This is a genomic window from Kitasatospora sp. NPDC054768 (genome assembly GCF_053612025.1).
On record NZ_JBSHBN010000023.1, the window covers coordinates 46,174 to 68,022 of the forward strand.

The following is a 21,849-nucleotide window of genomic DNA, read 5'->3' on the forward strand; positions in this document are numbered from 1 at the left end:
CCCTCCGGGTGGATCACCGCGCGCAGTTCCTCGATCGAGGGCCTGCGGCTCAGGTCCACCGGGGGCCGTTGGGCTCCCGCGGTGGAGGGGTCAGCTGTTGACGGCTTGGACATAGTCGGCGTACGCGTCCCTGATTGCGGAAGGGGAGAGGTCGAGGTGTTCGAGGATGGTGAAGCGCCCCGGTCGGGTGTTCGGAGCGTAGTGCACCGCTTCGGTGAACTCCGCCTCGGTGAAGCCGATCTGAGCGGCGGTCACCGGCAGTCCGTGGCTCGCCAGGCGCTCCACGATCAGACCGGTCAGCTCGCGCTCGCCCCGCAGGAAGCTGGCGAAGGCGGCGCCGAGGCCGACCTGCTCGCCGTGCTGGGCGGACCGCTTGGGATACAGCACGTCCAGGGCATGCGAGATCTCGTGGCAGGCACCCGACGAGGGCCGGGTGCTGCCCGCGATGTTCATCGCGATGCCGGACAGTACCAGGGCCTCGGCGAGCGCCGTCAGGAGGTCCTGGTCCTGGGTGCCGCCCGGGTGCCGCAGCAGGTTCTCGCCCGCCGAGCGGGCCATCGCCACGGCCAGTCCGTCCACCGGTTCACCGGTCACCGCGTGCGACAGCTCCCAGTCCGCGCACGCGGAGATGTTGGAGACGACGTCGCCCACGCCGGCCGCCACGAAGCGCGGCGGGGCCTGCCGGATCACGTCCAGGTCGACCACGATGCCGATCGGGCTGGGCACCCCGTAGGAGCCGCGCCCGGCGTCGTTGTCCAGGGTGGAGACCGGCGAGCAGATGCCGTCGTGGGCCAGGTTGGTGGCGACCGCGACCAGCGGCAGGCCGACCCGGGCCGCGGCGTACTTGGCGGCGTCGATGATCTTGCCGCCGCCGAGGCCCACGATCGCGTCGTAGTGCCCGCCGCGCATCGCCTCGGCCAGCCGCACCGCGCTGTCCAGGCTGCCGTCGTCCACGTTGTACCAGTCGGCTCCGGGCAGGGCCGGCTCCAGGCGACGGCGCATGGCCGAGCCGGAGCCGTTGCTGATCGCGACCGCGATCCGGCCCGAGGCCGACAGCCGCTGGTCCGCGAGGATGCCGCCGAGCGCGTCCAGCGCGCCCGGGCGGATCTCGACGAACAGCGGCGACGGAACCAGTCGGGTCAGTACCGGCACGCGATCTCCCGCGCCTTCGCCAGGTCGTCGTGGTTGTCGACCTCGACCCAGGAGACCTCGCCGATCGGCTGCACGTCGATCCGCAGGCCGCGGTTCACCATCTCCTGGTAGCCGTCCTCGTAGTACAGCTGCGGGTCGCGCTCGTAGGTGGCGCGCAGCGCGTCGGTCAGGTCGGCGGCGGCGGACGGGTTGATCACCGTGACGCCGATGTACTCGCCGGTCGCCTCGGCCGGCTCCATCAGCTTGGTGATGCGGCGCATGCCCGTGGCCGGGTCGACGATCACCTTCATCTCCTCGTCGGCGAGCTTCTTCACCGTGTCGAGGGCGAGCAGGATGCCGGGGGCGGTGCCGCACTCGGTCAGTCGCCGGTTGCCCTCCAGCATGGTCCGCTGGACGGAGACCGGGTGGACGGTGTCGCCGTTGGCGAGCAGCAGGCCCTCGGCGAACAGCTCGCGGGCGCACCACAGCGAGTAGGCGTTGTTCCACTCCTCGGCCTTGTCGTTCTCGACCAGGTGGAGCTTGACGCCGTACTTGTTCTCCAGCGCGTCCTTGCGGTCGTACACCGCCTCCTTGCGGTAGCCGACGACGATCGCGGCCTCGCGCAGTCCGACCTCGGCGAAGTTGCCGAGCGTAAGGTCCAGGACGGTCCGTTCCCCGTCGACCGGCACCAGAGCCTTGGGCAGGGTGTCGGTGTACGGGCGCAGCCGGCGGCCGGCGCCGGCTGCCAGAACGAGGCCGATCATGCGGGTCTCCTGATCCGTCGTGCTGTGCGCGGATCTGTGCCGGAGGTCGGCGGCGCCACCGGTTCGCCCGGACCGGCGTTCGACCGGGGCGGGCGGCGGCGCGCCGGTGCCGGCACAGATCCGGGCACCGTGTCGTATGTGATGGTAGGCGACCGGGGCGACCGGCCAGAACGCGCCCGTGGGCCCGGGGCGGCCGACAGGACGGCCGACGGGGCGGCGGGCCCCGGGCGGCGGGCGGGGCGAACGGCGGCCGCGGTGGCGGTGGAGCGGCCCGGGGCGGCGGTGGAGCGGCCCGGGTTCCGCACCGGCTCCGCCGGGCCGGTCGAACGGGCTCCGAACGCGCGGCGAACGGTTCTGCGAATTCCGTGCCCCTTTCGGGGGCTTCCCGGATCCTTCTCTGGCCGGTTTCCGATTCCTCCGGGTCATGATCCGTCCGGTTGTGCGTGGGGCCCCTGGCGAGTGCCACCCATACGGCAGACTGGAGCCCGACGCCGGCGCCGGTGCCCCTGCTGTGTCCGCCGCACTCCACCCGGTGCGTCGGAGACACCCGATGCTCCCGTTGCTCCCGCTCCCGAAAGAGGCCCCATGCCCCAGAGTCTGCCGACCGACCCGACGCACTTCGCTGCCGAGATCGACACCGGTCTCGACGTGGAGACCGATGTCACGGTCGACCCCCGGGCCACCGGATCCGCCCCGGCCGGAGCCGAGATCCTGCTGGAACTGGTCGACGACGAGGGCGTCACGATCGGCACCGGCGAGAAGCTCTGGGCCCACCAGCAGCCGGGCCGTCTGCACCGGGCCTTCTCCGTCTTCCTGTTCGACCGCCAGGGCCGGCTGCTGCTCCAGCGCCGGGCGCTCGGTAAGTACCACTCCCCCGGCGTCTGGTCGAACACCTGCTGCGGCCACCCGTACCCGGACGAGCCGCCGTTCGTCGCCGCCGCCCGACGCACCGCCGAGGAGCTGGGCGTCGCGCCGGCGCTGCTGTGCGAGGCGGGCACCGTCCGCTACGACCTGCCGGACGAGGCCTCCGGGCTGATCGAGCGGGAGTGGAACCACCTGTTCGTGGGACTCGTCACCGCGCCGGTCGAGCCGGACCCGGAGGAGGTGGACGACTTCGCCTTCGTGACCGCGCAGGAGCTGCGGGAGCTGCGGGCGGAGCGGCCGTTCTCGGTCTGGTTCGAGACGGTCTTCGAGGCCGCGCTGCCGGGCATCCGGGAGATCGCCGGGCGGGACTGGTAGTCCCGGTCCGGCCGCTCCGGCCGTCGGCCCGGCCGGTCAGTGGCCGGGCTCCGGGGGGACGGGCAGCGAGGCCCAGATGACCTTGCCGCCCTCCCCCGTGTGTTCGACGTCGCACACCCCGCCGGCCTGCAGGGTGACGCTCTTCACCAGCAGCAGGCCGCGCCCGCCGGTGCTCGCGGTGTCGTTCTCCAGTGCCTTCGGCCGGTACGGATCGCCGTCCTCGACCGACACCCGCACCGAGGCCCGGCGCACCGACAGCTCGGTGACCACCTCGGGGGACAGCTCGGCGGCGTGCGTCACCGCGTTGCTCACCAGCTCCGAGACGATCAGCAGCAGGTCGTCCACCAGCTCCTGGTAGCGCACCCCGGTCATGCCCTGGGCCAGCAGACGGTCCCGCACCGCGTGCCGGGTGAGCGGCACCGAGGCCTCGGTGGCGGGCGCCGGGAAGCGCCACACGCCCTCGGCGGGGCCTCCGGAGACCGTGGCCCCGCCCCGGCCCTCCATCCGCCTGTCGCGTCTCGGTTCGGCCTTCGCCGCTCCGCTGATCTGCTCCACGTCCAGCCGCCCTTCGTCCGCGACCCGGGAATCAGGCGATCCGCTTCATGGCGCCCTCGGTCCACAGACGCTACGAGAGCCGTCGCGGCGGCCGTGGCACCGTCGACAAGTTGCCCGTGTCGGACCGGTTCCGGCCGCAACCGACCGCGGCCGGTGCGGGAGTCGACCGGTTCCTTCGCGGACGCCACCGGTTCGGGCCGGATTCGAGCGCGTTCCCAGGCCGTACCAACCTGTGCGGGCCGCGTTCCGGGCCGTGTGCGGTCGGTACGGGCCGCGTTCCGGGCAGGCTCCTGGCTCGCCGCGGGCGCGGTACGGCCCGGGCGACGCGGCCCGCGGGGGCCGGACGGGCCTCGGACCAGGATGTCCGGTGGCCCCGCCCCGAGGAAGCGCAGGTGAGAAGCACTCCAGAACCCTGGTAATGTTCTCTCTGTCGCCGAGGGGGCGAGGAAAAACCCCCGAAGCACACACCCGGTCCGGGTGGCGGAATGGCAGACGCGCTAGCTTGAGGTGCTAGTGCCCTTTATCGGGCGTGGGGGTTCAAGTCCCCCCTCGGACACAGCCGAATTCCCCGTGGGAGCCGAAAGGCACCCACGGGGAATTTCGTTTTTCGGGCCGCCCCTTTCCCGGGCGGGCCCCGGTCGCCATCCCCGGCCACCACCCCTTCCGGGCACTGTGGCCTCGGTCTCCTCGCCGGTCCGCACCGGCCCGGACGCCGGACACGAGATGGCAACAATCGGACGGTTTGAGCTTCCTCTGAGGTATTCGCCCGTTTTCGGAACATAGGCTGCTCTCCGTTTGTCCGAAATACCGACTCAAAATCGCAAAAACACCGACACCACCCGATGAACCACGAGCGAGAGGACCGATACGTTGAGTGAGCCCGAATCGTCGACGGCATCACACCAGAACTACCGCCGATCGCTCGGCACGATCAGCCTGACCGCGGTCGGGCTGGGGTCGATCATCGGCTCCGGGTGGTTGTTCGGTGCCGAGCGGGCCGCCAAGCTCGCCGGACCCGCCTCGATCCTCGCCTGGGTGATCGGTGCCGCGGTGGCGCTGACCATCGCGCTCACCTACAGCGAGCTGGGCTCGATGTTCCCCAAGGCCGGCGGCATGGTCCGGTACGGCCAGTACTCGCACGGGTCGCTGGCCGGCTACCTGGCCGCCTGGGCCAACTGGATCGCCATCGTCTCGGTCATCCCGGGTGAGGCCACCGCCTCCGTGCAGTACATGAGCTCCTGGCACTTCGGCTGGGCACAGGGGTTGTTCGACGGCAAGGAGCTGACCCTCAGCGGAGTGGCGCTGGCCAGCGTGCTGCTGCTCGTCTACTTCGCCCTCAACTGGTTCGCGATCACGCTGTTCGCCAAGACCAACACCGCGATCACCGTCTTCAAGGTCGTCGTCCCGACGGTGACCGCCGGTGCGCTGCTCTTCGCGCACTTCGACACCGCCCACTTCACCGACCACGGCGGCTTCGCGCCGAACGGCTGGAGCTCGGTGTTCACCGCCGTCGCGGTCTCCGGCATCGTCTGGGCCTTCAACGGCTTCCAGTCCCCGCTCAACCTGGCCGGCGAGGCCCGCAACCCCGGCAAGTCGCTGCCGAAGGCCGTCATCGGCTCGATCCTGATCGCCCTGGTGATCTACGTCGCGCTGCAGATCGCCTTCCTCGGCGCCATCCCCGGCGGCGACCTGGCGAACGGGTGGAGCAACCTCTCCTACACCTCGCCGCTGGCCGACCTGGCCATCGCCTGGGGCCTGAACTGGCTGGCGATCACGCTGTACGCGGACGCCTTCATCTCGCCCTCCGGCACCGGCATGATCTACGCCGCCACCACCTCGCGCATGATCCACGGCGTGCAGGAGAACGGCCACCTGCCCAAGATCTTCGGCAAGGTCGACGCCAAGACCGGCATCCCGCGCCCGGCGCTGGTGCTCAACCTGGTGGTCGCCTTCCTGTTCCTCGCGGTCTTCCGCGGCTGGGGCTCGCTGGCCGAGATCGTCTCGGTGGCCACCGTGATCTCGTACATCACCGGCCCGGTCGCCGTGATGGCGCTGCGCCGCCTGGCCCCGGACCTGCCCCGGCCGGTCCGGCTGCGCGCCATGCCGGTGATCGCCCCGGTCGCGATGGTGTTCGGCTCGCTGGTGCTCTACTGGGCCCGCTGGCCGCTCACCGGCAAGGTCATCCTGCTGATGGCCGCCGGTCTGCCGATCTGGGCCTGGTACGAGCTGCGCAAGCCGTTCGCCGAGCTGAAGCCGCACCTGAAGGCGGGCGCCTGGATGGTCGCGTACCTGTTCGTGATGGCCGGCGTCTCCTGGGCGGGCAGCGCCGACTTCGGCGGGCACGACTACCTGCCGGAGGGCTGGGACCTGCTGATCGTCGCCGCGATCGGGCTGGCGTTCTACCGCTGGGGCGTCGCCAGCGCCTGGGCCAACCCCTCGCTGGCCGCGGTCCGCCAGGAGATGGCGGAGGAGGCGCGGAGCGCCGCGCCGGACGACGCCGCGGAGCCCTCGCGGGTCTGAGGCGCCTGAGCGCGTGAACTCACGGTGAAGGGCCGGTCGGAATCCTCCGACCGGCCCTTCGGCGTTCGCGGGGACCGTGCGCGGTGCGCACCGTTCCCGGTGCGCTCCGTTCCCGGTGTACGTCCATGCTGCCGTGGCGGGCACCCCCCGGTCACCGTCTTCGGGGATGATCTTCGTCGCGGTTTCCGCGCCTAGCGTGGTCGCGGGCGGTCCTCGACGGGAGGGCCCGGGCAGGGAGCGTCGTCGACGTGACGGAAGCACAGCAGTACGGTCAGGATCCGGCCCTCGTGCGGGAACTGACCGGAATGATGGCCGAGGACGGCGCGGCCGCCCGGCTGGCGAACAGCCCCGACCTGGCCGAGCAGGCGGCCTGGCGCCGGCTCACCGCCCGGCACGGGGACCGGCTCGCGGAGATCATGGCGGCGCACGGCTGGCCGACCGAGCGCACCGTCGGCCCCGAGGCCGCCCGGGCGGCCTGGCTGGTGGCGCAGCACGCGGACCGGCAGCTCGACGTCCAGCGGCAGGCCGCGGCGCTGATGGGCGTGGCCGTCGCCAGGGGCGAGGCGAGCGCCCGCGACCTGGCCTTCCTCCAGGACCGGCTGGCGGTCAACGAGGGCCGGGAGCAGCGCTACGGGACGCAGATCGGCGCGGTGACGGACGGCCGCCCGGTGCCGTGGCCCTGCGAGGAGCCCGAGCGGCTGGACGAGCGGCGCGCCGAGGTGGGCATCGAGCCGTTCGACGAGTACACCGCGCGGTTCGCCCCGAAGTAACCGTCACGTCCGCCGGGCGGGATTGACTCTTGCGCGCGGCCGTCCGCGCCGCATTGACTGGCCTCCGACCAGCGCTGCTGGTCAAGGGTCGGCTGAGTGGACGAGAGGACGATCGGTGCGGCAGTACGCGCAGTACCCGAAGCACGGCGACCAGTACATCGACGGCGAGTGGCGGCCCTCCGGTGACACCGGGTCGATCACCGTGCTGAACCCGGCGACCGAGCAGGTACTGGCCACGGTGCCGGCCGGCGGTCCGGCCGACGTCGACGCGGCGGTGACGGCGGCCCGCCGGGCGGCCCGGAGCTGGGGCTCCACCACCCGCGAGGAGCGGCTGGCCCTGCTGACCCGGCTGCGGGACGGGATCGCCGCCGCGCAGAACGAGATCACCGAGACCGTCGTCGCCGAGCTGGGCTCGCCGGTCGGCTTCGCCGGGGCCGTGCACGCCGGGCTGCCGCTCGCCGTGGCGACCTCCTACCTGACCCTGCTCGCCGAACACCCCTTCGAGGAGCGGATCGGCAACTCGGTGGTGCACGCCGAGCCGGCCGGGGTGGTCGCGGCGATCACGCCCTGGAACTACCCGCTGCACCAGATCGTGGCCAAGGCCGTCCCGGCGCTGGCGGCCGGCTGCCCGGTGGTCCTCAAGCCGGCCGAGGACACCCCGCTGGTGGCCCGGCTGTTCGCCCGGCTGGTGCACGAGGCCGGCTTCCCGGCGGGCACCTTCCACCTGGTGACCGGCACCGGCGCGGTGGCGGGCGCGGCGCTCGTCGGGCACCGGGAAGTGGACCTGGTCTCCTTCACCGGCTCCACCGCCGTCGGCCGGCAGATCGCCGAGACGGCCGGCCGGGGGCTGAAGCGGGTCTCCCTGGAACTGGGCGGCAAGTCGGCCAACGTGGTGCTGCCGGGCGCCGACCTGGCCCGCGCGGTCAAGGCCAACGTCGCCAACGTCTTCGCCAACTCGGGCCAGACCTGCAGCGCGCTGACCCGGCTGCTGGTGCACGAGGACCAGTACGACGAGGCGGTCGCCCGGGCCGAGGAGCTCGCCGCCCAGTACCGGCCGGGCGACCCGACCGACCCGCGGACCCGGATCGGCCCGCTGGTCAACGCCAGGCAGCTGGACCGGGTGCGCGGCTACATCGACGGCGCGCTGGCCGAGGGCGCCCGGCTCGTCGTCGGCGGCTCGGAGCCCGTCGCCGAGCTGCCCACCGGCTACTACGTCCGCCCGACCGTGCTCGCCGACGTGACCCCGGAGATGACGGTGGCCCAGGAGGAGGTCTTCGGCCCGGTCCTGGCGATCCTCCGCTACCGCGACGAGGACCACGCCGCCGAACTCGCCAACGGCACCCCGTACGGCCTGGGCGGCGGCGTCTGGGCCCGCGACACCGACACCGCCGCCGCCTTCGCCCGCCGCCTCGACACCGGCCAGGTGGACCTCAACGGCGGCCGCTTCAACCCGCTCGCGCCCTTCGGCGGCTACAAGAACTCGGGCCTCGGCCGGGAGCTGGGCCGCCACGGGCTGGAGGAGTTCCTCCAGTACAAGTCCCTGCAGTACTAGCCGCACCGGGCCGTCGCCCGCGCCCGGGGAGGTGGAGGCCGGGCGGGGCGGGGCCGGAGGCCGGGCGGGGCCCGGCGAACGGCTGACAACTGACAACTTTCAGATTTCAGCGAACAGATGACAGATTTCGAAATCTGTCATCTGTTCGCCGTCTGCCGTCCGCCGTCAGGCCAGGTCGACGCCCGGGTAGAGCGGGTACGGGGCGAGCAGGTCGGCGGCGCGCTTGGCGGTGGCGTCGCGCAGGGCGGCGTCCAGGCTGTAGGCGGCCTTGGACGGGGAGCCCTTGGCCGTGGTGGTGGGGGTGGTGGCGCTCAGGACGGTGTGGATCAGGTCGGCGATCTCGTCCATCTCCGCGGTGCCGAGGCCGCGGGTGGTGAGGGCCGGGGTGCCGAGGCGGACGCCCGAGGTGTACCAGGCGCCGTTCGGGTCCAGCGGGACGGAGTTGCGGTTGGTGACGATGCCCGAGTCGAGCAGGGCCGCCTCGGCCTGGCGGCCGGTCAGGCCGTAGCCGGAGACGTCGGCGAGGACCAGGTGGTTGTCGGTACCGCCGGTGACCAGCTTGCCGCCGCGGCGCAGCAGGCCCTCGGCGAGCGCCTGGGCGTTGGCGACGACGGCGCGGGCGTAGGCCTGGAACTCGGGGCGGCGGGCCTCGGCGAGGGCGACCGCCTTGGCGGCCATGACGTGCGAGAGCGGACCGCCGAGCACCAGCGGGCAGCCGCGGTCGACGTGCTCGGCCAGTTCGGACTGGCACAGCACCATGCCGCCGCGCGGGCCGCGCAGGGACTTGTGGGTGGTGGTGGTGACGATGTGGGCGTGCGGGACCGGGTCGTGGTCGCCGGTCAGCACCTTGCCCGCGACCAGGCCGGCGAAGTGCGCCATGTCGACCATGAGGGTAGCGCCGACCTCGTCCGCGATCTCGCGCATCCTGCGGAAGTTCACCAGGCGCGGGTAGGCGGAGTAGCCGGCGACGATGATCAGCGGGCGGAACTCGCGGGCGGTCTCGCGCAGCGCGTCGTAGTCGATCAGGCCGGTGGCCGGGTCGGTGCCGTAGCTGCGCTGCTCGAACATCTTGCCCGAGATGTTGGGCCGGAAGCCGTGGGTGAGGTGGCCGCCGGTGTCCAGGGACATGCCGAGCATCCGCTGGTTGCCGAGCTCCTGGCGCAGCCGCGCCCAGTCCTCCTCGGTGAGGTCGTTGACGTTGCGCACCGCGGCGCGCTCCAGGGCCGGGCTCTCGACCCGCTGGGAGAGGACGGCCCAGAAGGCGGTGAGGTTGGCGTCGATGCCGGAGTGCGGCTGGACGTAGGCGTGGTCGGCGCCGAACAGTTCGCGGGCGTGCTCGGCGGCGATGCTCTCGACGGTGTCGACGTTGCGGCAGCCCGCGTAGAAGCGGCGGCCGACGGTGCCCTCGGCGTACTTGTCGCTGAGCCAGTTGCCCATGGTGAGCAGGACCGCCGGGGAGGCGTAGTTCTCGCTGGCGATCAGCTTGAGCGAGGCGCGCTGGTCCGCCAGCTCCTGGCCGATGGCGGCGGCGATCCGGGGTTCGACGCCGGCGACCACGTCGAGGGCGCTGCGGAAGGCGGTGTCGGCCGCGGCGGAGGCGGCGGTGTGGGGCTGCTGGGCCATGGCGGTCTCCTGGTGGGGATGCGGGGGCCCAGGCGCTCGGCAAGTTCACGTGAGGATTCACGGGGCCGCTTCCCGATGGTTGATTCCATCCCTACGCGCCAGTTGCGGCCCACCGGGATCGTACCAACACCGGAGGGACTGTGGCGGAGGTCTCAGAATGCGGAACAGGCAGTCCGCTATGTTCCGCTATGTCCGTTCTTTTGCAACGCCGGTGTTTCGGCGAAATGAAGCCGCCACATATCCCGAAACAGTTCCGCAGGAATGACCAGAACGACCGTCGAAGGTGATTTGCGGAACCTCGGACGCATCCGATCCAATGGCGCTCGAACGGCCGCCGGGAAAACCCCGGTACGCCGTACCGGAAATGCACACCAGCGCACCCTCACCCATGGGGCGGCGGAGAATTCGGGGGTTACGCCTCATGGCAGCGGTCGACACCGTCCCAGGCACCACGGCCGGGCCCGCGCCCGCCGCCGACCCCGGCCTGCTCCGCCGGATCCTGCGGGACCGGGTCGGCGCCGCCGCCCTGGCGGTGGTGGTGCTGTTCCTGCTGCTCGCCCTCGGCGCCCCGCTGGTCGCCGCGCTGTACGGGAAGAACCCGGTCGACCACTACGGCCAGAACGTCCCGGGCCTGCTCAGCGACAGCGGACTGCCGATGCTGCCGAACGGCGGGATCTCCGGCGACTTCTGGTTCGGCCTGGAGCCCGGCCTCGGCCGGGACGTCTTCACCCAGCTGCTGTACGGCATCCGCACCTCGCTGCTGATCGCCTTCGCGGCCGCCGCGGTGACCACCACCCTGGGCGTGCTGGCCGGCGTCGCGGTCGGCTACCTGGGCGGGATCACGGACCGGCTGTTCGGATTCCTCGCGAATGTGCTGCTGGCCTTTCCCACGCTGCTCCTGCTGCTCGCGCTCAGCCCGGTGATCCAGTCCCGTTTGGTCGACCCGGGCACCGCGGAACCGGAGTGGATGCAGTTCCTGGTGCTGATCCTGGTTTTCTCGGCGTTCGGCTGGATTCCGCTCGCGCTTTCCCTGCGGGCCACCGTCCGCTCACTCCGGGAAAGGGATTTCGTGCAGTCCGCACGGGCCCAGGGCGCCGGCCGGTTCCATGTCGTCGTCCACGAACTTCTGCCGAATGTGCGCTCGCAGCTGCTGGTGCACGCCACCATGGCGGTGCCGACCTTCGTGGCCTCCGAGGCCGCGCTGTCCTTCCTCGGCGTCGGCATCACCGAGCCGGTCCCGGACTGGGGGCGGATGATCGCGCGCGGCTCCGAGGTCTTCCAGGCCGACCCCACCTACATGGTGTTCCCCGGCGTGGCGCTGCTGCTGTTCGTCATCGCCTTCAACCTGCTCGGCGACGCCGTCCGGGACGCGCTGGACCCGCGCGCCCGCACTGCCCGCTGAGCCCCCTCGCCTCCTCTCATCCATCAACCCGAGCCCGCCCCGGCACGATCCGCCGGGGCAAGGAGAGATTCGCCATGCGCTGGACCAGACCGTCCCTCGCCGTCATCGCCACCGCCCTGCTGGCGACCTCCTGCTCGGCCGGCGCGGGCAGCACCACCGGCTCCGGCGGCGCCGCCGGGGCCTCCGCCAAGGAGACCTCCCCGCTGACCGCCGTGCTCGGCAGCGAGCAGGAGAGCGCCGGCCCGGCCCCGGCCGTCCCGGGCGCCCGCGCGGGCGGCACGGTGAACGTGTACAACAGCGTGGAGTTCCGCCACCTCGACCCGCAGAAGGTCTACGCGGGCGCCACCTACAACGCCTCGCTGCTCTGGGGCCGCCAGCTGACCCAGTACCAGGTCGTGGACGGCAAGGCCAAGCTGGTCGGCGACCTGGCCACCGACACCGGCACCCCGGCCGACGGCGGCCGCACCTGGACGTACCGCCTCAAGCCGGGCGTCGCCTGGGAGGACGGGCAGCCGATCACCGCCCAGGACGTCAAGTACGGCATCGAGCGCACCTTCGGCAAGGGCTACGAGGTCGGCCCGCCGTACTGGCCGCAGTGGCTCACCGGCGAGGCCGGCTACGAGGCGGCGCGCACCAAGTACGCGGGCCCGCAGGCCGGCGACCTGGACGCGATCGAGACGCCGGACGAGCGCACGATCGTCTTCCACTTCCCGCAGCCGCAGGCCGACGTCCCGTACATGGCCGCGCAGTCCTCCTCCTCCCCGGTGCGCCGGGACAAGGACACCGGGACGGACTACGACCGACTGCCGTTCGCGACCGGGCCGTACCGGATCGTCGAGCACGTCCAGAACACCCGCATGGTGCTGGAGCGCAACCCGGCCTGGAAGCCCGAGACGGACCCGATCCGCAGCCAGTACCCGGAGAAGTTCGTCTTCACGTACGGCAAGGAGGCGCTCAACCTCAACCAGGAGATCCTCTCCGGACGGGACGGCGGCGCCAACGCCACCACCGCCTCCGACACCCTCTCCGCCGAGCTGTACCAGACCACCGACACCGACCCGAAGGCCAAGGAACTGGTGGTCTCCGGGCGGCAGGGCGCCTTCGTCACCCAGCTGATGATCAACAACGCGCGGGTGCCGGACGTCGAGGTCCGCAAGGCGCTGCACCTGGCCTACCCGCGCCAGCAGGCCCGCCAGGTCCAGGGCGGTGCCCGGACCGGCGAGCTGGCCACCACGCTGAGCTCCCCCGCGCTGATCGACTACCAGAAGTACGACCTCTACCCGGCCAGGCCCGAGGGCGACCCGGAGGCCGCCAGGGCCGCGCTCGCCAAGGCCGAGCAGGCGCCCGGGAGCCTGACCTACGCGTACCGGAACACCCCGACCGGGCAGCGCGTCGCGCAGGTGCTGGTCGAGGGCTTCGGCAAGGCCGGGATCACCGTCGTGCCCAAGCCGGTCGACCCCAAGGCCTTCCTGGACGAGGTGCACCGCACCGACTCCCCGTACGACCTGTTCGAGGAGACCAGCTCGGTCGACTGGCCGACCCCGTCCACCCTCGTCCCGTTCTCCTTCGACGGCCGGGCCGGCAGCGACATCAACTCCGCGCGCTACCGCAACCCGGAGGTCGACAAGGAGATCGACCGGATCAACCAGATCGGCGAACCCCGCGCCAAGGCCAAGGAGCTGTACGCGCTGGAGCAGACCGTGATGAAGGACCTGCCGGTGCTGCCGTTCGCCTACCCGACGGTCAACCAGCTGCGCGGCAGCAACGTCGGCGGGGCGTTCGTCCACCCGATCTACGGGACCGTCTCGCTGGCCTGGCTGTACCTGAAGTCCTGAGTGCCGGGGCCCGCTCCCGTTCCCCGGGTTCCCCAGGTTCCACGGCGGAACGGGGGCGGGCCCCTTCCCCCTCCCCTCTCGCGCCCTCCCCTCTCGCGCCCTCCCCTCTCGCGCCCTCCCCTCTCGCCCGCTTCCCGCTCAGCTGCTCGCCCTTCGCGCGCCTCCCCCCGTCACGTCGACCCCGGATCGGCCATGCTCTCCTTCGTCCTGCGGCGGACCGCCCAGGCCCTCGCGGTCCTGGTCGCGGTCTCCGCCGCCGCCTTCGCCCTCTTCTACGCCGCGCCCGCCGACCCGGCCCGCGCCGCCTGCGGCCCGCGCTGCGACAGCGGGCAGGTCGCGGCGGTGCGCCAGAGCATGGGCCTGGACCAGCCGCTGCTCACCCAGTACACCGACTACCTGGTCGGAGTGGTCGCCGGGCGGGACATCGGCGACGTGGACGGCTCGACCATCCACTGCGACGCACCCTGCCTCGGCTACTCCTACCGGCTGCACCAGCCCGTCACCGAGGCACTGGCCGACCACCTGCCCGTCACCCTCTCGCTGACCGCCGGGGCGCTCGCCGTTCTGCTGGTGTTCGGTCTCGGCACCGGGTTCGTCTCCGCGCTGCGGCACGGGCGGCGGACCGACCGACTGCTCTCCGGCTTCACCCTGGTCGGCGCGAGCGTGCAGATCTACTTCCTCGGGTACGTCGCGCAGTGGCTGCTGGTGTACTCCACCGGGCTGCTGCCGCTGCCCTCCTACACTCCGCCGGCCGACGACCCGGCCGCCTGGGCGGGCGGGATGCTGCTCCCCTGGTTCGTCCTCGGCTTCGTCAACTCGGCCGTGTTCGCCCGGCTTTCGCGCTCGCAGCTGCTGGAGACGATGAACGAGGAGTACGTCCGCACGGCCCGCGGCAAGGGTCTGGGACGGCTGCGCGCCCACCTGAAGTACACCTCGCGCGGCGCCGCCGGGCCGCTGGTGCAGCTGATCGGGCTGGAGGCCGGGGTGCTGCTCGGCGGAGCAGTGATCACCGAGACGGTGTTCGGGCTGAACGGGGTCGGACGGTTCGCCGCGGAGGCCGTCGCCGGGCAGGACCTGCCCGCCGTGGTCGGCGCGGTGTTGCTGGCCGCCTGCTTCATGGTGCTGTTCGTCGCGCTGGCCGACCTCGCGGTCGCCTGGCTCGATCCGCGTGTGCGGCTGAGCTGATGGGGAGTCCTTCGATGAAATCCACTGTTCCCGGGGACGGCGTGCGGCACGAAGGGGCGAAGGGCACCGCGGCGGGGAGCGACGAGCCGGTGCTGAGCGTCCGCGACCTGACCGTCGCCTTCGCCGACCCGCGCGGCGGCGCACCCGTGACCGCCGTCCGGAACCTCTCCTTCGACCTCGCGCCGGGTGAAGTCCTGGGCCTGGTCGGCGAGTCGGGCTCCGGCAAGTCGACCGTCGGGCTCGCCGTCCTCGGTCTGCACGACCCGCGCACCACCACCGTCACCGGCTCGATCCGGCTGGGCGGACAGGAAGTCGTCGGTGCCGAGGAGTCCGCGCTGCGCGGGGTGCGGGGCGGACGGGCCGCGCTGGTCTTCCAGGACGCGCTCACCTCGCTCAGCCCCTTCCACGGCGTGGGTGCCCAGCTCGCCGAGATGTACCGGCTGCACCACCCGGGCACGGGCCGCGCCGAGGCGGGCCGGCGGGCAGCCGAGATGCTCGACCGGGTCGGCATCCCGGCGGCCCGGAGCCGCGACTACCCGCACCAGTTCTCCGGCGGCATGCGCCAGCGGGTGATGATCGCGATGGCGCTGATGAACGACCCCCGGCTGATCATCGCGGACGAGCCGACCACCGCCCTGGACGCCCGCGTCCAACGGCAGGTCCTCGACCTGCTCGGCGAGTTGCAGCGCGAGCACGGGACGGCGGTGCTGCTGGTCAGCCACGACCTGGGCGTGGTCGCCGGGACGACGGACCGCACGCTGGTCATGCGCGGCGGGGCCGGGATCGAGTCCGCGCCGACCGCCGAACTGCTGGCCGCGCCGCGCGAGCCGTACACCCGGGCCCTGGTGGGCGCGGCGCTCCGGCTGGACTCGGTGCCGGGCACCGCCCTGCCGACGGTCGACGAACCGACACCCTCGCGGACGTTCCGGCCGCGGACCGTCGAGCGCCCCGAGCGCTGGCTGGTCGAGGTGGACGACCTGTCCGTGCACTTCCCGGGGCGCCGGCGCTTCCCCGGCCTGCGGGCCGAACCGGTCCGGGCGGTCGAGGGCGTCGGCCTGCGGATCGCCCCCGGCGAGACACTCGGGCTGGTCGGCGAGTCCGGCTCCGGGAAGTCCACCACCTCGCGGGTCCTGGCCGGACTGCAACGACCAACCGGCGGAAGGGTGCTGTACGACGGCCAGGACGTCACCCGGCCCGACCGGGAGCTCCGGAGGCGGCTCAGCCGCGAGATCCAGCTGGTCTTCCAGGACCCGTACGCCTCGCTCAACCCGCGCCGGACGATCGGCCGGACCCTGGACACCCCGCTGCGCCTGCACACCTCGCTGGGCCCGGCCGAACGGCGGGAGCGCTCCGTCGAACTGCTGGAGCAGGTCGGGCTGGAGGCCGGGCACCTGGACCGCTACCCGCACGAGTTCTCCGGCGGGCAGCGCCAGCGGATCGGCATCGCCCGGGCGCTGGCCCCGCAGCCGCGGCTGATCATCGCCGACGAGCCGGTCTCCGCGCTCGACGTGTCGGTGCAGGCCCAGGTGCTCAACCTGCTGATGGAGCTGCGCGAACGGCTCGGCGTGGCGTTCCTGTTCGTCTCCCACGACCTCGCGGTGGTGCGGCACTTCTGCGACCGGGTGGCGGTGATGCACCGGGGCCGGCTGGTCGAGTCCACCGACCGGGACCAGCTCTTCGAGGCGCCGCACACCGCGTACACGAGGGAGCTGCTGGCGGCGGTGCACTGAGACGGTCCGGGCCGCCCGGCGAGTGGCCCGGCGGACGGCTCGACGGACGGCCCGACGGACGGCTCGGCGGACGGCTCGGCGAGTGGCGTGGAAGTGAACGGGCAGGTCGTTCGCCGTTCGTTCGGCTGCGCCGGTCCGGCTCAAGACGCTAGCGTGCAGGCGATGTGACGTAGGAGACCCGAGCAAGGAATCACCAACCGAGGAGGCACATTTGTCGGACGACCTGCTCATCGCAAAGATCAACCACGGCTTCGATCACCTCGACGCCGACGGCGACGGCCTGCTCACCGAGCGGGACCACGTCCTGATGGGCCTCTCGGTGGCCCGCTCGCTCGGCCATCAGGAGGGTTCCGAGGCCGAGGCCGTGATAGTCCGCGCCTACCTGACGACCTGGCACGACCTGCACCTCGCCCGGCTGCCCGCCGGCACCGAGGCGATCACCCGTCAGCAGTTCGTCACCTCGACCGGCTCTCTCGCCGACGACCCCGAGGCCGCGCGCGAGATCCTCGGCGCGCTCGCCGAGGCCTTCCTCGCCGTCGCCGACGCCGACCGCAGCGGGACGGTGGACGCCGGTGAGTTCTTCGTCTTCCAGCGCGGCCACTTCGCCGGCCTCTCCCGCGACGACGCCGACGAGGCCTTCCGCCACCTCGACACCGACGGCGACGGCGTGCTCTCCGCCGCCGAGTTCACCACCGCGATCATCGAGTTCTGGACCAGCCGCGACCCGGACGCGCCCGGCAACTGGTGGACGGGCAAGCCGCCGTACGCCTTCTGAGCCGTACGGCGGACGGCCCTCCCCCGTGAGCCGGAAGCGCGGGGGCGGGCCACCGTTGACATCGTGGACGCCGTGGCCGTCACGACTGCTGTGGATGCCGTGGCCGCCGTCCGGGGCGGTGGTGGTGGGCCGGGCTCACCTCCGAGCGGACGGCTCCTTCACCGGACGGGCCGGACTCCCGCCGCGCGACGAGCCGCCCGAACGCCGGCTGACGCTCACCACCAGGCAGACGCCCGCCACCACGATCGCGCCGCCCGCGAGGGTCGGGCCGGTCAGCGGTTCGGCGAGGATCAGCCAGCCCAGCAGCACCGCGACCACCGGGTTCACGTAGGCGTAGGTGGCGACCAGGGTGAGCGGGGCCGACCGCAGCAGCCAGGCGTACGCGGTGAAGGCGAGCAGCGAGCCGAACATCACCAGGTAGGCGAGGGCCAGCCAGGACCGCCCGGAGATCGTTCCGAGATCCAGCCCGTGCTGCTCTCCACGGCCCAGTCCGATCACCAGGTCGCCGACTCCGCCGACCAGCATCTGGTAGGCGCTCGCGGCCAGCACGTTGTCGGGCATCGGGATCTTCTTGGTCGCGAAGGAGCCGGTCGCCCAGAGCAGGGTGGCAGCGATGATCATGATCACGCCGGTCGGCTCGATCGACCCGCCGATCGCGGGCGCCGACAGGACGCCGAGACCGACCAGTCCGAGCAGCACCCCGGCCAGCTCGGCGGGCCTCGGGCGCTCGCCGCCGACCGCCGTGAGCACCACCATCCACAGCGGGACCGCGGCCACCAGCAGGGCGGCCAGCCCGGAGGGGACGGAGGTCTCGCCCAGGACCACCAGTCCGTTGCCCCCGGTCAGCAGCAGCAGGCCGACCAGGGTGGAGGAGGCCAGCTGCCGCTTGGTCACCTTCAGACCTGCCGGGCCCTGGCGCACCAGGAGGTAGCCGGTCAGCAGCAGGCCGGCGACGAGGAAGCGGGCGGCGGCGGAGAGGAAGGAGGGCATCGTCTCCACGGCGATCCGGATCGCGAGGTACGTCGACCCCCAGACGATGTAGACCACGAGGAGGGCCAGCCAGACCGCGCCGCCGAGGCGGGGGGCGCGGGCGGGGGCCGCCTCGGCCCTGACGGCGGCGTCGGCGGGGACGGCGGCGTCGGTAGGGACGGGGGCGTCGGTAGGGACGGGGGCGGGAACGCCGGGGGTCAGACCGGGATCCGCGGCCGGTTGGGAGGGTGAAGCGGGCGATGTCATGGGTGTCCCCCTTGGACGGTGCTGGCCGAACATCCGACATGACAGCGCATGGACGGCCCGGCGCGCCAGTCCGTATCGGAACCCGGACCGCGGGACGTACGGTGGGCGATCCCCGACGAGGAGGTCGAACCCGTGCCCGCATCCGAGGAGTCCCTGCCGTTCTTCGTGTACGGCACCCTGCGCAGCGGCGGCCGCAATCACGCCGCCCACCTGGCCGGACGCTGCGCCGGGATCCGGCCGGCGGTCCTGGAGGGCGCCGCGCTGCACGAGGGCCCCGGCTTCCCGTACGCGGTGCCGGATCCGGCGCCCGGGCGCCGGATCCTGGGTGAGCTCGTCACCGTACGCCCGGGCGCGTACGCCGGAGCCCTGGACGCCCTGGACCGGCTGGAGGACTGCCGGGCGGACGGGACCGGGCTGTACGTGCGGCGGCGGATGGCGGTGCGGACGGCGGCGGGCGAGCTGCGGGACGCCTGGGTCTACCTCGCCGGACCGAGGGCCGAGGCACGGCTGCGGGAGCGGCCAGCGCTGATCGAATCGGGGGACTGGGGAGCAGAAGGGGGAGGAGTGGGATGACGGGTGGCGGATGACAACCGCCAGGTAGGCTGCCCCGGCCAATGAGATTTCCTGCTCATCGGCCCATCGAACGACGAGGAGCCACCCGGTGCCCGAGCTGCCACCCCCGATCACCGTCGTCGGGATCGGGGCCGACGGCTGGCCCGGCCTCGCCGCCGACTCCCGGGCCGCGCTGCGGGAGGCCGAGACCGTCGTCGGCGGCCCCCGCCAGCTGGACCTGCTCCCCCACGACGACGTCACCGCCGAGCGCGTCCCCTGGCCGTCCCCGCTGCGCCCCGCCGTCCCCGGACTGCTCGCCGCCCGCGCCGGCCGCCGCATCGCCGTCCTGGCCAGCGGTGATCCGATGTTCTACGGCATCGGCCGCACCCTCGCCGAGACCGTCGGCGCCGAACGCCTGCGCGTCCTGCCGCACCCCTCCGCCGTCTCCTACGCCTGCGCCCGGCTCGGCTGGCCGCTGGAGGCCACCGAGGTGGTCAGCCTGGTCGGCCGGCCGCTGGACGCCCTCTCCCTCGCCCTCCACCCCGGCCGCCGCCTGCTGGTGCTCAGCGCCGACGCCGCCACCCCGGCCGCCGTCGCCGAGCTGCTCACCGCCCGCGGCTTCGGCGGCGCCCGCCTGCGGGTGCTCGAACAGCTCGGCGCCCCCGCCGAACGCCACCTCGACGGCCCCGCCGACGGCTGGCCGCACCCGCCCGGCGACCCGCTGAACGTCATCGCCGTCGACCTCGGCGACGGCCCCCGCACCTCCCTCGTCCCCGGCCTGCCCGACGCCGCGTACGAGAGCGACGGCCAGCTCACCAAGCGCCACGTCCGCGCCGCGACCCTCGCCACGCTGGCCCCCTCCCCCGGCGAGCTGCTCTGGGACGTCGGCGGCGGCTCCGGCTCGATCGCCGTCGAGTGGCTGCGCGCCCACCGCGACTGCCGGGCCGTCAGCATCGAGCGCGACCCGGCGCGCGCCGAGCGGATCGTCCGCAACGCCGCCGCACTCGGGGTGCCCCGGCTCCGCGTGGCGACCGGCCCCGCCCCCGCCGCTCTCGCCGAACTCCCCACCCCCGACGCCGTGTTCATCGGCGGCGGCCTCACCGCGCCCGGCCTGCTGGACGCCTGCTGGGCCGCGCTGCGCCCGGGCGGCCGGATCGTCGCCAACACCGTGACGCTGGAGTCCGAGGCGCTGCTCACCGAGTGGTACCGGCGCCACGGCGGGGAGCTCGTCAAACTCGCCGTCTCCCACGCCGTCCCGGTGGGCGGCTTCACCGGGTGGCGCCAGGCCATGCCGGTCACCCAGTGGTCCGCAGTCAAGCCCGAAACCCCTCAGGAGAACGCCTCGTGACCGTCCACTTCATCGGAGCCGGCCCGGGCGCCGCCGATCTGATCACCCTGCGCGGCCAGCGCATCCTGGCCCGCGCCGAGGTCTGCCTGTACGCGGGCAGCCTCGTCCCGCGCGAGCTGCTGGACGAGTGCCCGCCCGGCGCCCGCCTGATCGACACCGCCCAGCTCAACCTGGACCAGATCACCGCCGAGCTGGTCGCCGCCCACCGGGCCGGCCAGGACGTGGCCCGGCTGCACTCCGGCGACCCGTCCGTCTTCTCCGCCGTCGCCGAGCAGATGCGCCGCCTGGACGCGGCCGGCGTGCCGTACGAGGTGGTCCCCGGCGTGCCCGCCTTCGCCGCCGCCGCGGCCGCGCTGAAGCGGGAGCTGACCGTCCCGACCGTCGGCCAGACCGTCATCCTCACCCGGATCGCCAAGCGCGCCACCCCGATGCCCGAGGGCGAGGACCTCGCCACCCTCGGCCGCAGCGGCGCCCTGCTGGTGCTGCACCTGGCCGCCGGCTACGTGGACGACGTGGTCGAGCAGTTGCTCCCCCACTACGGCGCGGACTGCCCGGCCGCCGTGGTCGCGATGGCCAGCCGCCCCGACGAACTGGTGCTGCGCGGCACCGTCGGCGACATCGCCGAGCAGGTCAAGGCGGCGGGCGTGGTCCGCACCGCCGTCATCCTCGTCGGCCGCACGCTGGCCGCCGAGCAGTTCCGCGACAGCCACCTCTACTCGGCGGACCGCGAGCGCCCGCACGAGCCCTGCGGGGCGTGATGCGGCACGTCCTGATCCTCGGCGGCACCACCGAAGGGCGGGCGCTGGCCGCCGAGCTGGCCCCGACCGCGCACCGGGTCACCAGTTCGCTGGCCGGCCGGGTCGCCCAGCCGCGGCTGCCCGCCGGGGAGGTACGGATCGGCGGCTTCGGCGGACCGGAGGGTCTGGCCGACTGGCTGCGCACCGAGCAGGTGGACGCGGTGGTGGACGCCACCCACCCGTTCGCCGCCGGCATCTCCCGGAACGCCGCCCTCGCGGCCGCCGCCACCGCGGTCCCGCTGCTGGTGCTGCGCCGCCCCGGCTTCACCCGCGTCGACGGCGACCGCTGGCTCCCCGTCCCCTCCCTCGCCGCGGCGGCCGACCTGCTGCCCCGGCGCGGGGAACGGGTCTTCCTCACCGTCGGACGACAGGGCGTCGGCGCCTTCGCCCACCTGGACGGGGTCCACTTCCTCGCCCGCTCGGTGGACCCGCCCGAGCCCCCGGTACCGCCCTCGTTCGAAGTCCTGCTGGACCGGGGGCCGTTCACGATCCACGGCGAAGAGGCACTGCTGCGCCGACACGACATCGACGTCCTGGTCACCAAGGACAGCGGCGGCGCCGCGACCGCCCCCAAGCTGGCCGCCGCGCGCGGACTCGGCCTGCCCGTCATCATCGTGGAACGCCCTCCGGTCACGGGAGGCGTCCCGGTCGCACCGGACGTCCCCGGCGCACTGCGCTGGCTGGAGCACCTGGGCTAGCCGGCCCGGGCGCTGGACGGCCCGGGCGCCAGCCGGCCCGGGCGCTGCGGCTGCTCACCGTCGTGCTGTTGCCCGCTCGCTGTCGTGCTGGTGCCCGCTCGCCCGGTCGTGCCGCGGAAATTGCGGGGCGGCCCCGG

Annotated in this window: 18 protein-coding genes, 1 tRNA gene and 1 riboswitch; of the genes, 14 read left to right on the forward strand and 5 right to left on the reverse strand. The window is 73.2% G+C overall.

All coding sequences use genetic code 11. The annotated features are described in order from the left end of the window. Positions 1–90: 90 nt before the first annotated feature. Complete coding sequence (locus ACWGKU_RS09970) at positions 91–1,152, reverse strand: iron-containing alcohol dehydrogenase family protein (protein WP_359901620.1); 1,062 nt, start codon at positions 1,150–1,152, stop codon at positions 91–93. Continuing rightward, positions 1,140–1,895: a phosphocholine cytidylyltransferase family protein gene (locus tag ACWGKU_RS09975; protein WP_401053196.1), complete on the reverse strand. Its 756-nt coding sequence runs from the start codon at positions 1,893–1,895 to the stop codon at positions 1,140–1,142. The genes ACWGKU_RS09970 and ACWGKU_RS09975 overlap by 13 nt, the downstream gene beginning before the upstream one ends. A 585-nt stretch (positions 1,896–2,480) precedes the next feature. Here ACWGKU_RS09975 and idi point away from each other — a divergent pair. Next, complete coding sequence (gene idi, locus ACWGKU_RS09980) at positions 2,481–3,134, forward strand: isopentenyl-diphosphate Delta-isomerase (RefSeq protein WP_359901625.1); 654 nt, start codon at positions 2,481–2,483, stop codon at positions 3,132–3,134. A gap of 36 nt (positions 3,135–3,170) precedes the next feature. Here the strand turns inward: idi and ACWGKU_RS09985 are convergent, their stop codons facing one another. Continuing rightward, positions 3,171–3,638, reverse strand: coding sequence for an ATP-binding protein (locus ACWGKU_RS09985; RefSeq protein WP_452177911.1), 468 nt, complete (start codon positions 3,636–3,638; stop codon positions 3,171–3,173). 522 nt (positions 3,639–4,160) lie between these two features. On the opposite strand from ACWGKU_RS09985, the gene ACWGKU_RS09990 reads away from it, so the two are divergent. The 4 genes from ACWGKU_RS09990 to ACWGKU_RS10005 all read left to right on the forward strand — a co-directional run bounded on the left by ACWGKU_RS09990 (position 4,161) and on the right by ACWGKU_RS10005 (position 8,531). Beyond that, a tRNA-Leu gene (locus tag ACWGKU_RS09990) sits at positions 4,161–4,245 on the forward strand. A gap of 314 nt (positions 4,246–4,559) precedes the next feature. Beyond that, entirely contained in the window at positions 4,560–6,209 is a 1,650-nt protein-coding gene (locus ACWGKU_RS09995; RefSeq protein WP_401048303.1) for an APC family permease, read from the forward strand. A 305-nt stretch (positions 6,210–6,514) separates the two neighbouring features. Then, positions 6,515–6,979: a DUF6624 domain-containing protein gene (locus ACWGKU_RS10000; RefSeq protein WP_401048305.1), complete on the forward strand. Its 465-nt coding sequence runs from the start codon at positions 6,515–6,517 to the stop codon at positions 6,977–6,979. Positions 6,980–7,094: 115 nt separating this feature from the next. After that, entirely contained in the window at positions 7,095–8,531 is a 1,437-nt protein-coding gene (locus ACWGKU_RS10005; protein ID WP_401048301.1) for an aldehyde dehydrogenase family protein, read from the forward strand. A gap of 165 nt (positions 8,532–8,696) precedes the next feature. On the opposite strand, the gene ACWGKU_RS10010 is transcribed toward ACWGKU_RS10005, so the two are convergent. Then, positions 8,697–10,154: a glycine hydroxymethyltransferase gene (locus tag ACWGKU_RS10010; RefSeq protein WP_380539514.1), complete on the reverse strand. Its 1,458-nt coding sequence runs from the start codon at positions 10,152–10,154 to the stop codon at positions 8,697–8,699. A gap of 19 nt (positions 10,155–10,173) precedes the next feature. Then, positions 10,174–10,270: riboswitch (ZMP/ZTP riboswitch) on the reverse strand. A gap of 305 nt (positions 10,271–10,575) precedes the next feature. On the opposite strand from ACWGKU_RS10010, the gene ACWGKU_RS10015 reads away from it, so the two are divergent. The 5 genes from ACWGKU_RS10015 (at position 10,576) to ACWGKU_RS10035 (ending at position 17,081) form a co-directional block, all read left to right on the forward strand. Continuing rightward, positions 10,576–11,556, forward strand: a complete 981-nt coding sequence (locus ACWGKU_RS10015; RefSeq protein WP_401048299.1) for an ABC transporter permease — start codon at positions 10,576–10,578, stop codon at positions 11,554–11,556. Positions 11,557–11,630: 74 nt separating this feature from the next. Beyond that, a complete protein-coding gene (locus ACWGKU_RS10020) occupies positions 11,631–13,391 on the forward strand; it encodes an ABC transporter substrate-binding protein (protein ID WP_452177895.1) in 1,761 nt (586 codons plus the stop codon). A gap of 192 nt (positions 13,392–13,583) precedes the next feature. Further along, positions 13,584–14,576, forward strand: coding sequence for an ABC transporter permease (locus ACWGKU_RS10025; RefSeq protein WP_360338545.1), 993 nt, complete (start codon positions 13,584–13,586; stop codon positions 14,574–14,576). A gap of 14 nt (positions 14,577–14,590) precedes the next feature. Then, positions 14,591–16,306, forward strand: a complete 1,716-nt coding sequence (locus tag ACWGKU_RS10030) for a dipeptide ABC transporter ATP-binding protein (protein WP_401053241.1) — start codon at positions 14,591–14,593, stop codon at positions 16,304–16,306. 211 nt (positions 16,307–16,517) lie between these two features. Then, on the forward strand, positions 16,518–17,081 hold the full coding sequence (locus ACWGKU_RS10035; protein WP_359901645.1) for an EF-hand domain-containing protein: 564 nt from the start codon (positions 16,518–16,520) through the stop codon (positions 17,079–17,081). Positions 17,082–17,216: 135 nt separating this feature from the next. Here ACWGKU_RS10035 and ACWGKU_RS10040 read toward each other — a convergent pair whose 3' ends face one another. Then, positions 17,217–18,317, reverse strand: a complete 1,101-nt coding sequence (locus tag ACWGKU_RS10040) for an EamA family transporter (protein WP_452177896.1) — start codon at positions 18,315–18,317, stop codon at positions 17,217–17,219. 132 nt (positions 18,318–18,449) lie between these two features. On the opposite strand from ACWGKU_RS10040, the gene ACWGKU_RS10045 reads away from it, so the two are divergent. The 4 genes from ACWGKU_RS10045 to ACWGKU_RS10060 all read left to right on the forward strand — a co-directional run bounded on the left by ACWGKU_RS10045 (position 18,450) and on the right by ACWGKU_RS10060 (position 21,712). Next, positions 18,450–18,890, forward strand: coding sequence for a gamma-glutamylcyclotransferase family protein (locus tag ACWGKU_RS10045; RefSeq protein ID WP_452177897.1), 441 nt, complete (start codon positions 18,450–18,452; stop codon positions 18,888–18,890). 88 nt (positions 18,891–18,978) lie between these two features. Then, a complete protein-coding gene (gene cbiE / locus ACWGKU_RS10050) occupies positions 18,979–20,217 on the forward strand; it encodes a precorrin-6y C5,15-methyltransferase (decarboxylating) subunit CbiE (protein WP_452177898.1) in 1,239 nt (412 codons plus the stop codon). Continuing rightward, positions 20,214–20,975: a precorrin-4 C(11)-methyltransferase gene (cobM, locus tag ACWGKU_RS10055; RefSeq protein ID WP_359901657.1), complete on the forward strand. Its 762-nt coding sequence runs from the start codon at positions 20,214–20,216 to the stop codon at positions 20,973–20,975. The genes cbiE and cobM overlap by 4 nt, the downstream gene beginning before the upstream one ends. Continuing rightward, the gene (locus ACWGKU_RS10060; RefSeq protein WP_452177912.1) at positions 20,975–21,712 is read left to right on the forward strand and encodes a cobalt-precorrin-6A reductase; all 738 of its coding nucleotides are present in this window, start codon (positions 20,975–20,977) and stop codon (positions 21,710–21,712) included. Before cobM ends, ACWGKU_RS10060 begins: the two co-directional genes overlap by 1 nt. Positions 21,713–21,849: the final 137 nt, after the last annotated feature.

Excerpts from the sequence above, each read along its gene's own strand:
- ACWGKU_RS09975 (WP_401053196.1), bottom strand. The coding sequence starts at position 1,895 with ATGATCGGCCTCGTTCTGGCAGCCGGCGCCGGCCGCCGGCTGCGCCCG.
- idi (WP_359901625.1), top strand. The coding sequence starts at position 2,481 with ATGCCCCAGAGTCTGCCGACCGACCCGACGCACTTCGCTGCCGAGATC.
- ACWGKU_RS09985 (WP_452177911.1), bottom strand. The coding sequence starts at position 3,638 with ATGGAGGGCCGGGGCGGGGCCACGGTCTCCGGAGGCCCCGCCGAGGGC.
- ACWGKU_RS10000 (WP_401048305.1), top strand. The coding sequence starts at position 6,515 with ATGATGGCCGAGGACGGCGCGGCCGCCCGGCTGGCGAACAGCCCCGAC.
- ACWGKU_RS10010 (WP_380539514.1), bottom strand. The coding sequence starts at position 10,154 with ATGGCCCAGCAGCCCCACACCGCCGCCTCCGCCGCGGCCGACACCGCC.
- ACWGKU_RS10015 (WP_401048299.1), top strand. The coding sequence starts at position 10,576 with ATGGCAGCGGTCGACACCGTCCCAGGCACCACGGCCGGGCCCGCGCCC.
- ACWGKU_RS10020 (WP_452177895.1), top strand. The coding sequence starts at position 11,631 with ATGCGCTGGACCAGACCGTCCCTCGCCGTCATCGCCACCGCCCTGCTG.
- ACWGKU_RS10025 (WP_360338545.1), top strand. The coding sequence starts at position 13,584 with ATGCTCTCCTTCGTCCTGCGGCGGACCGCCCAGGCCCTCGCGGTCCTG.
- ACWGKU_RS10030 (WP_401053241.1), top strand. The coding sequence starts at position 14,591 with ATGAAATCCACTGTTCCCGGGGACGGCGTGCGGCACGAAGGGGCGAAG.
- ACWGKU_RS10040 (WP_452177896.1), bottom strand. The coding sequence starts at position 18,317 with ATGACATCGCCCGCTTCACCCTCCCAACCGGCCGCGGATCCCGGTCTG.
- ACWGKU_RS10060 (WP_452177912.1), top strand. The coding sequence starts at position 20,975 with ATGCGGCACGTCCTGATCCTCGGCGGCACCACCGAAGGGCGGGCGCTG.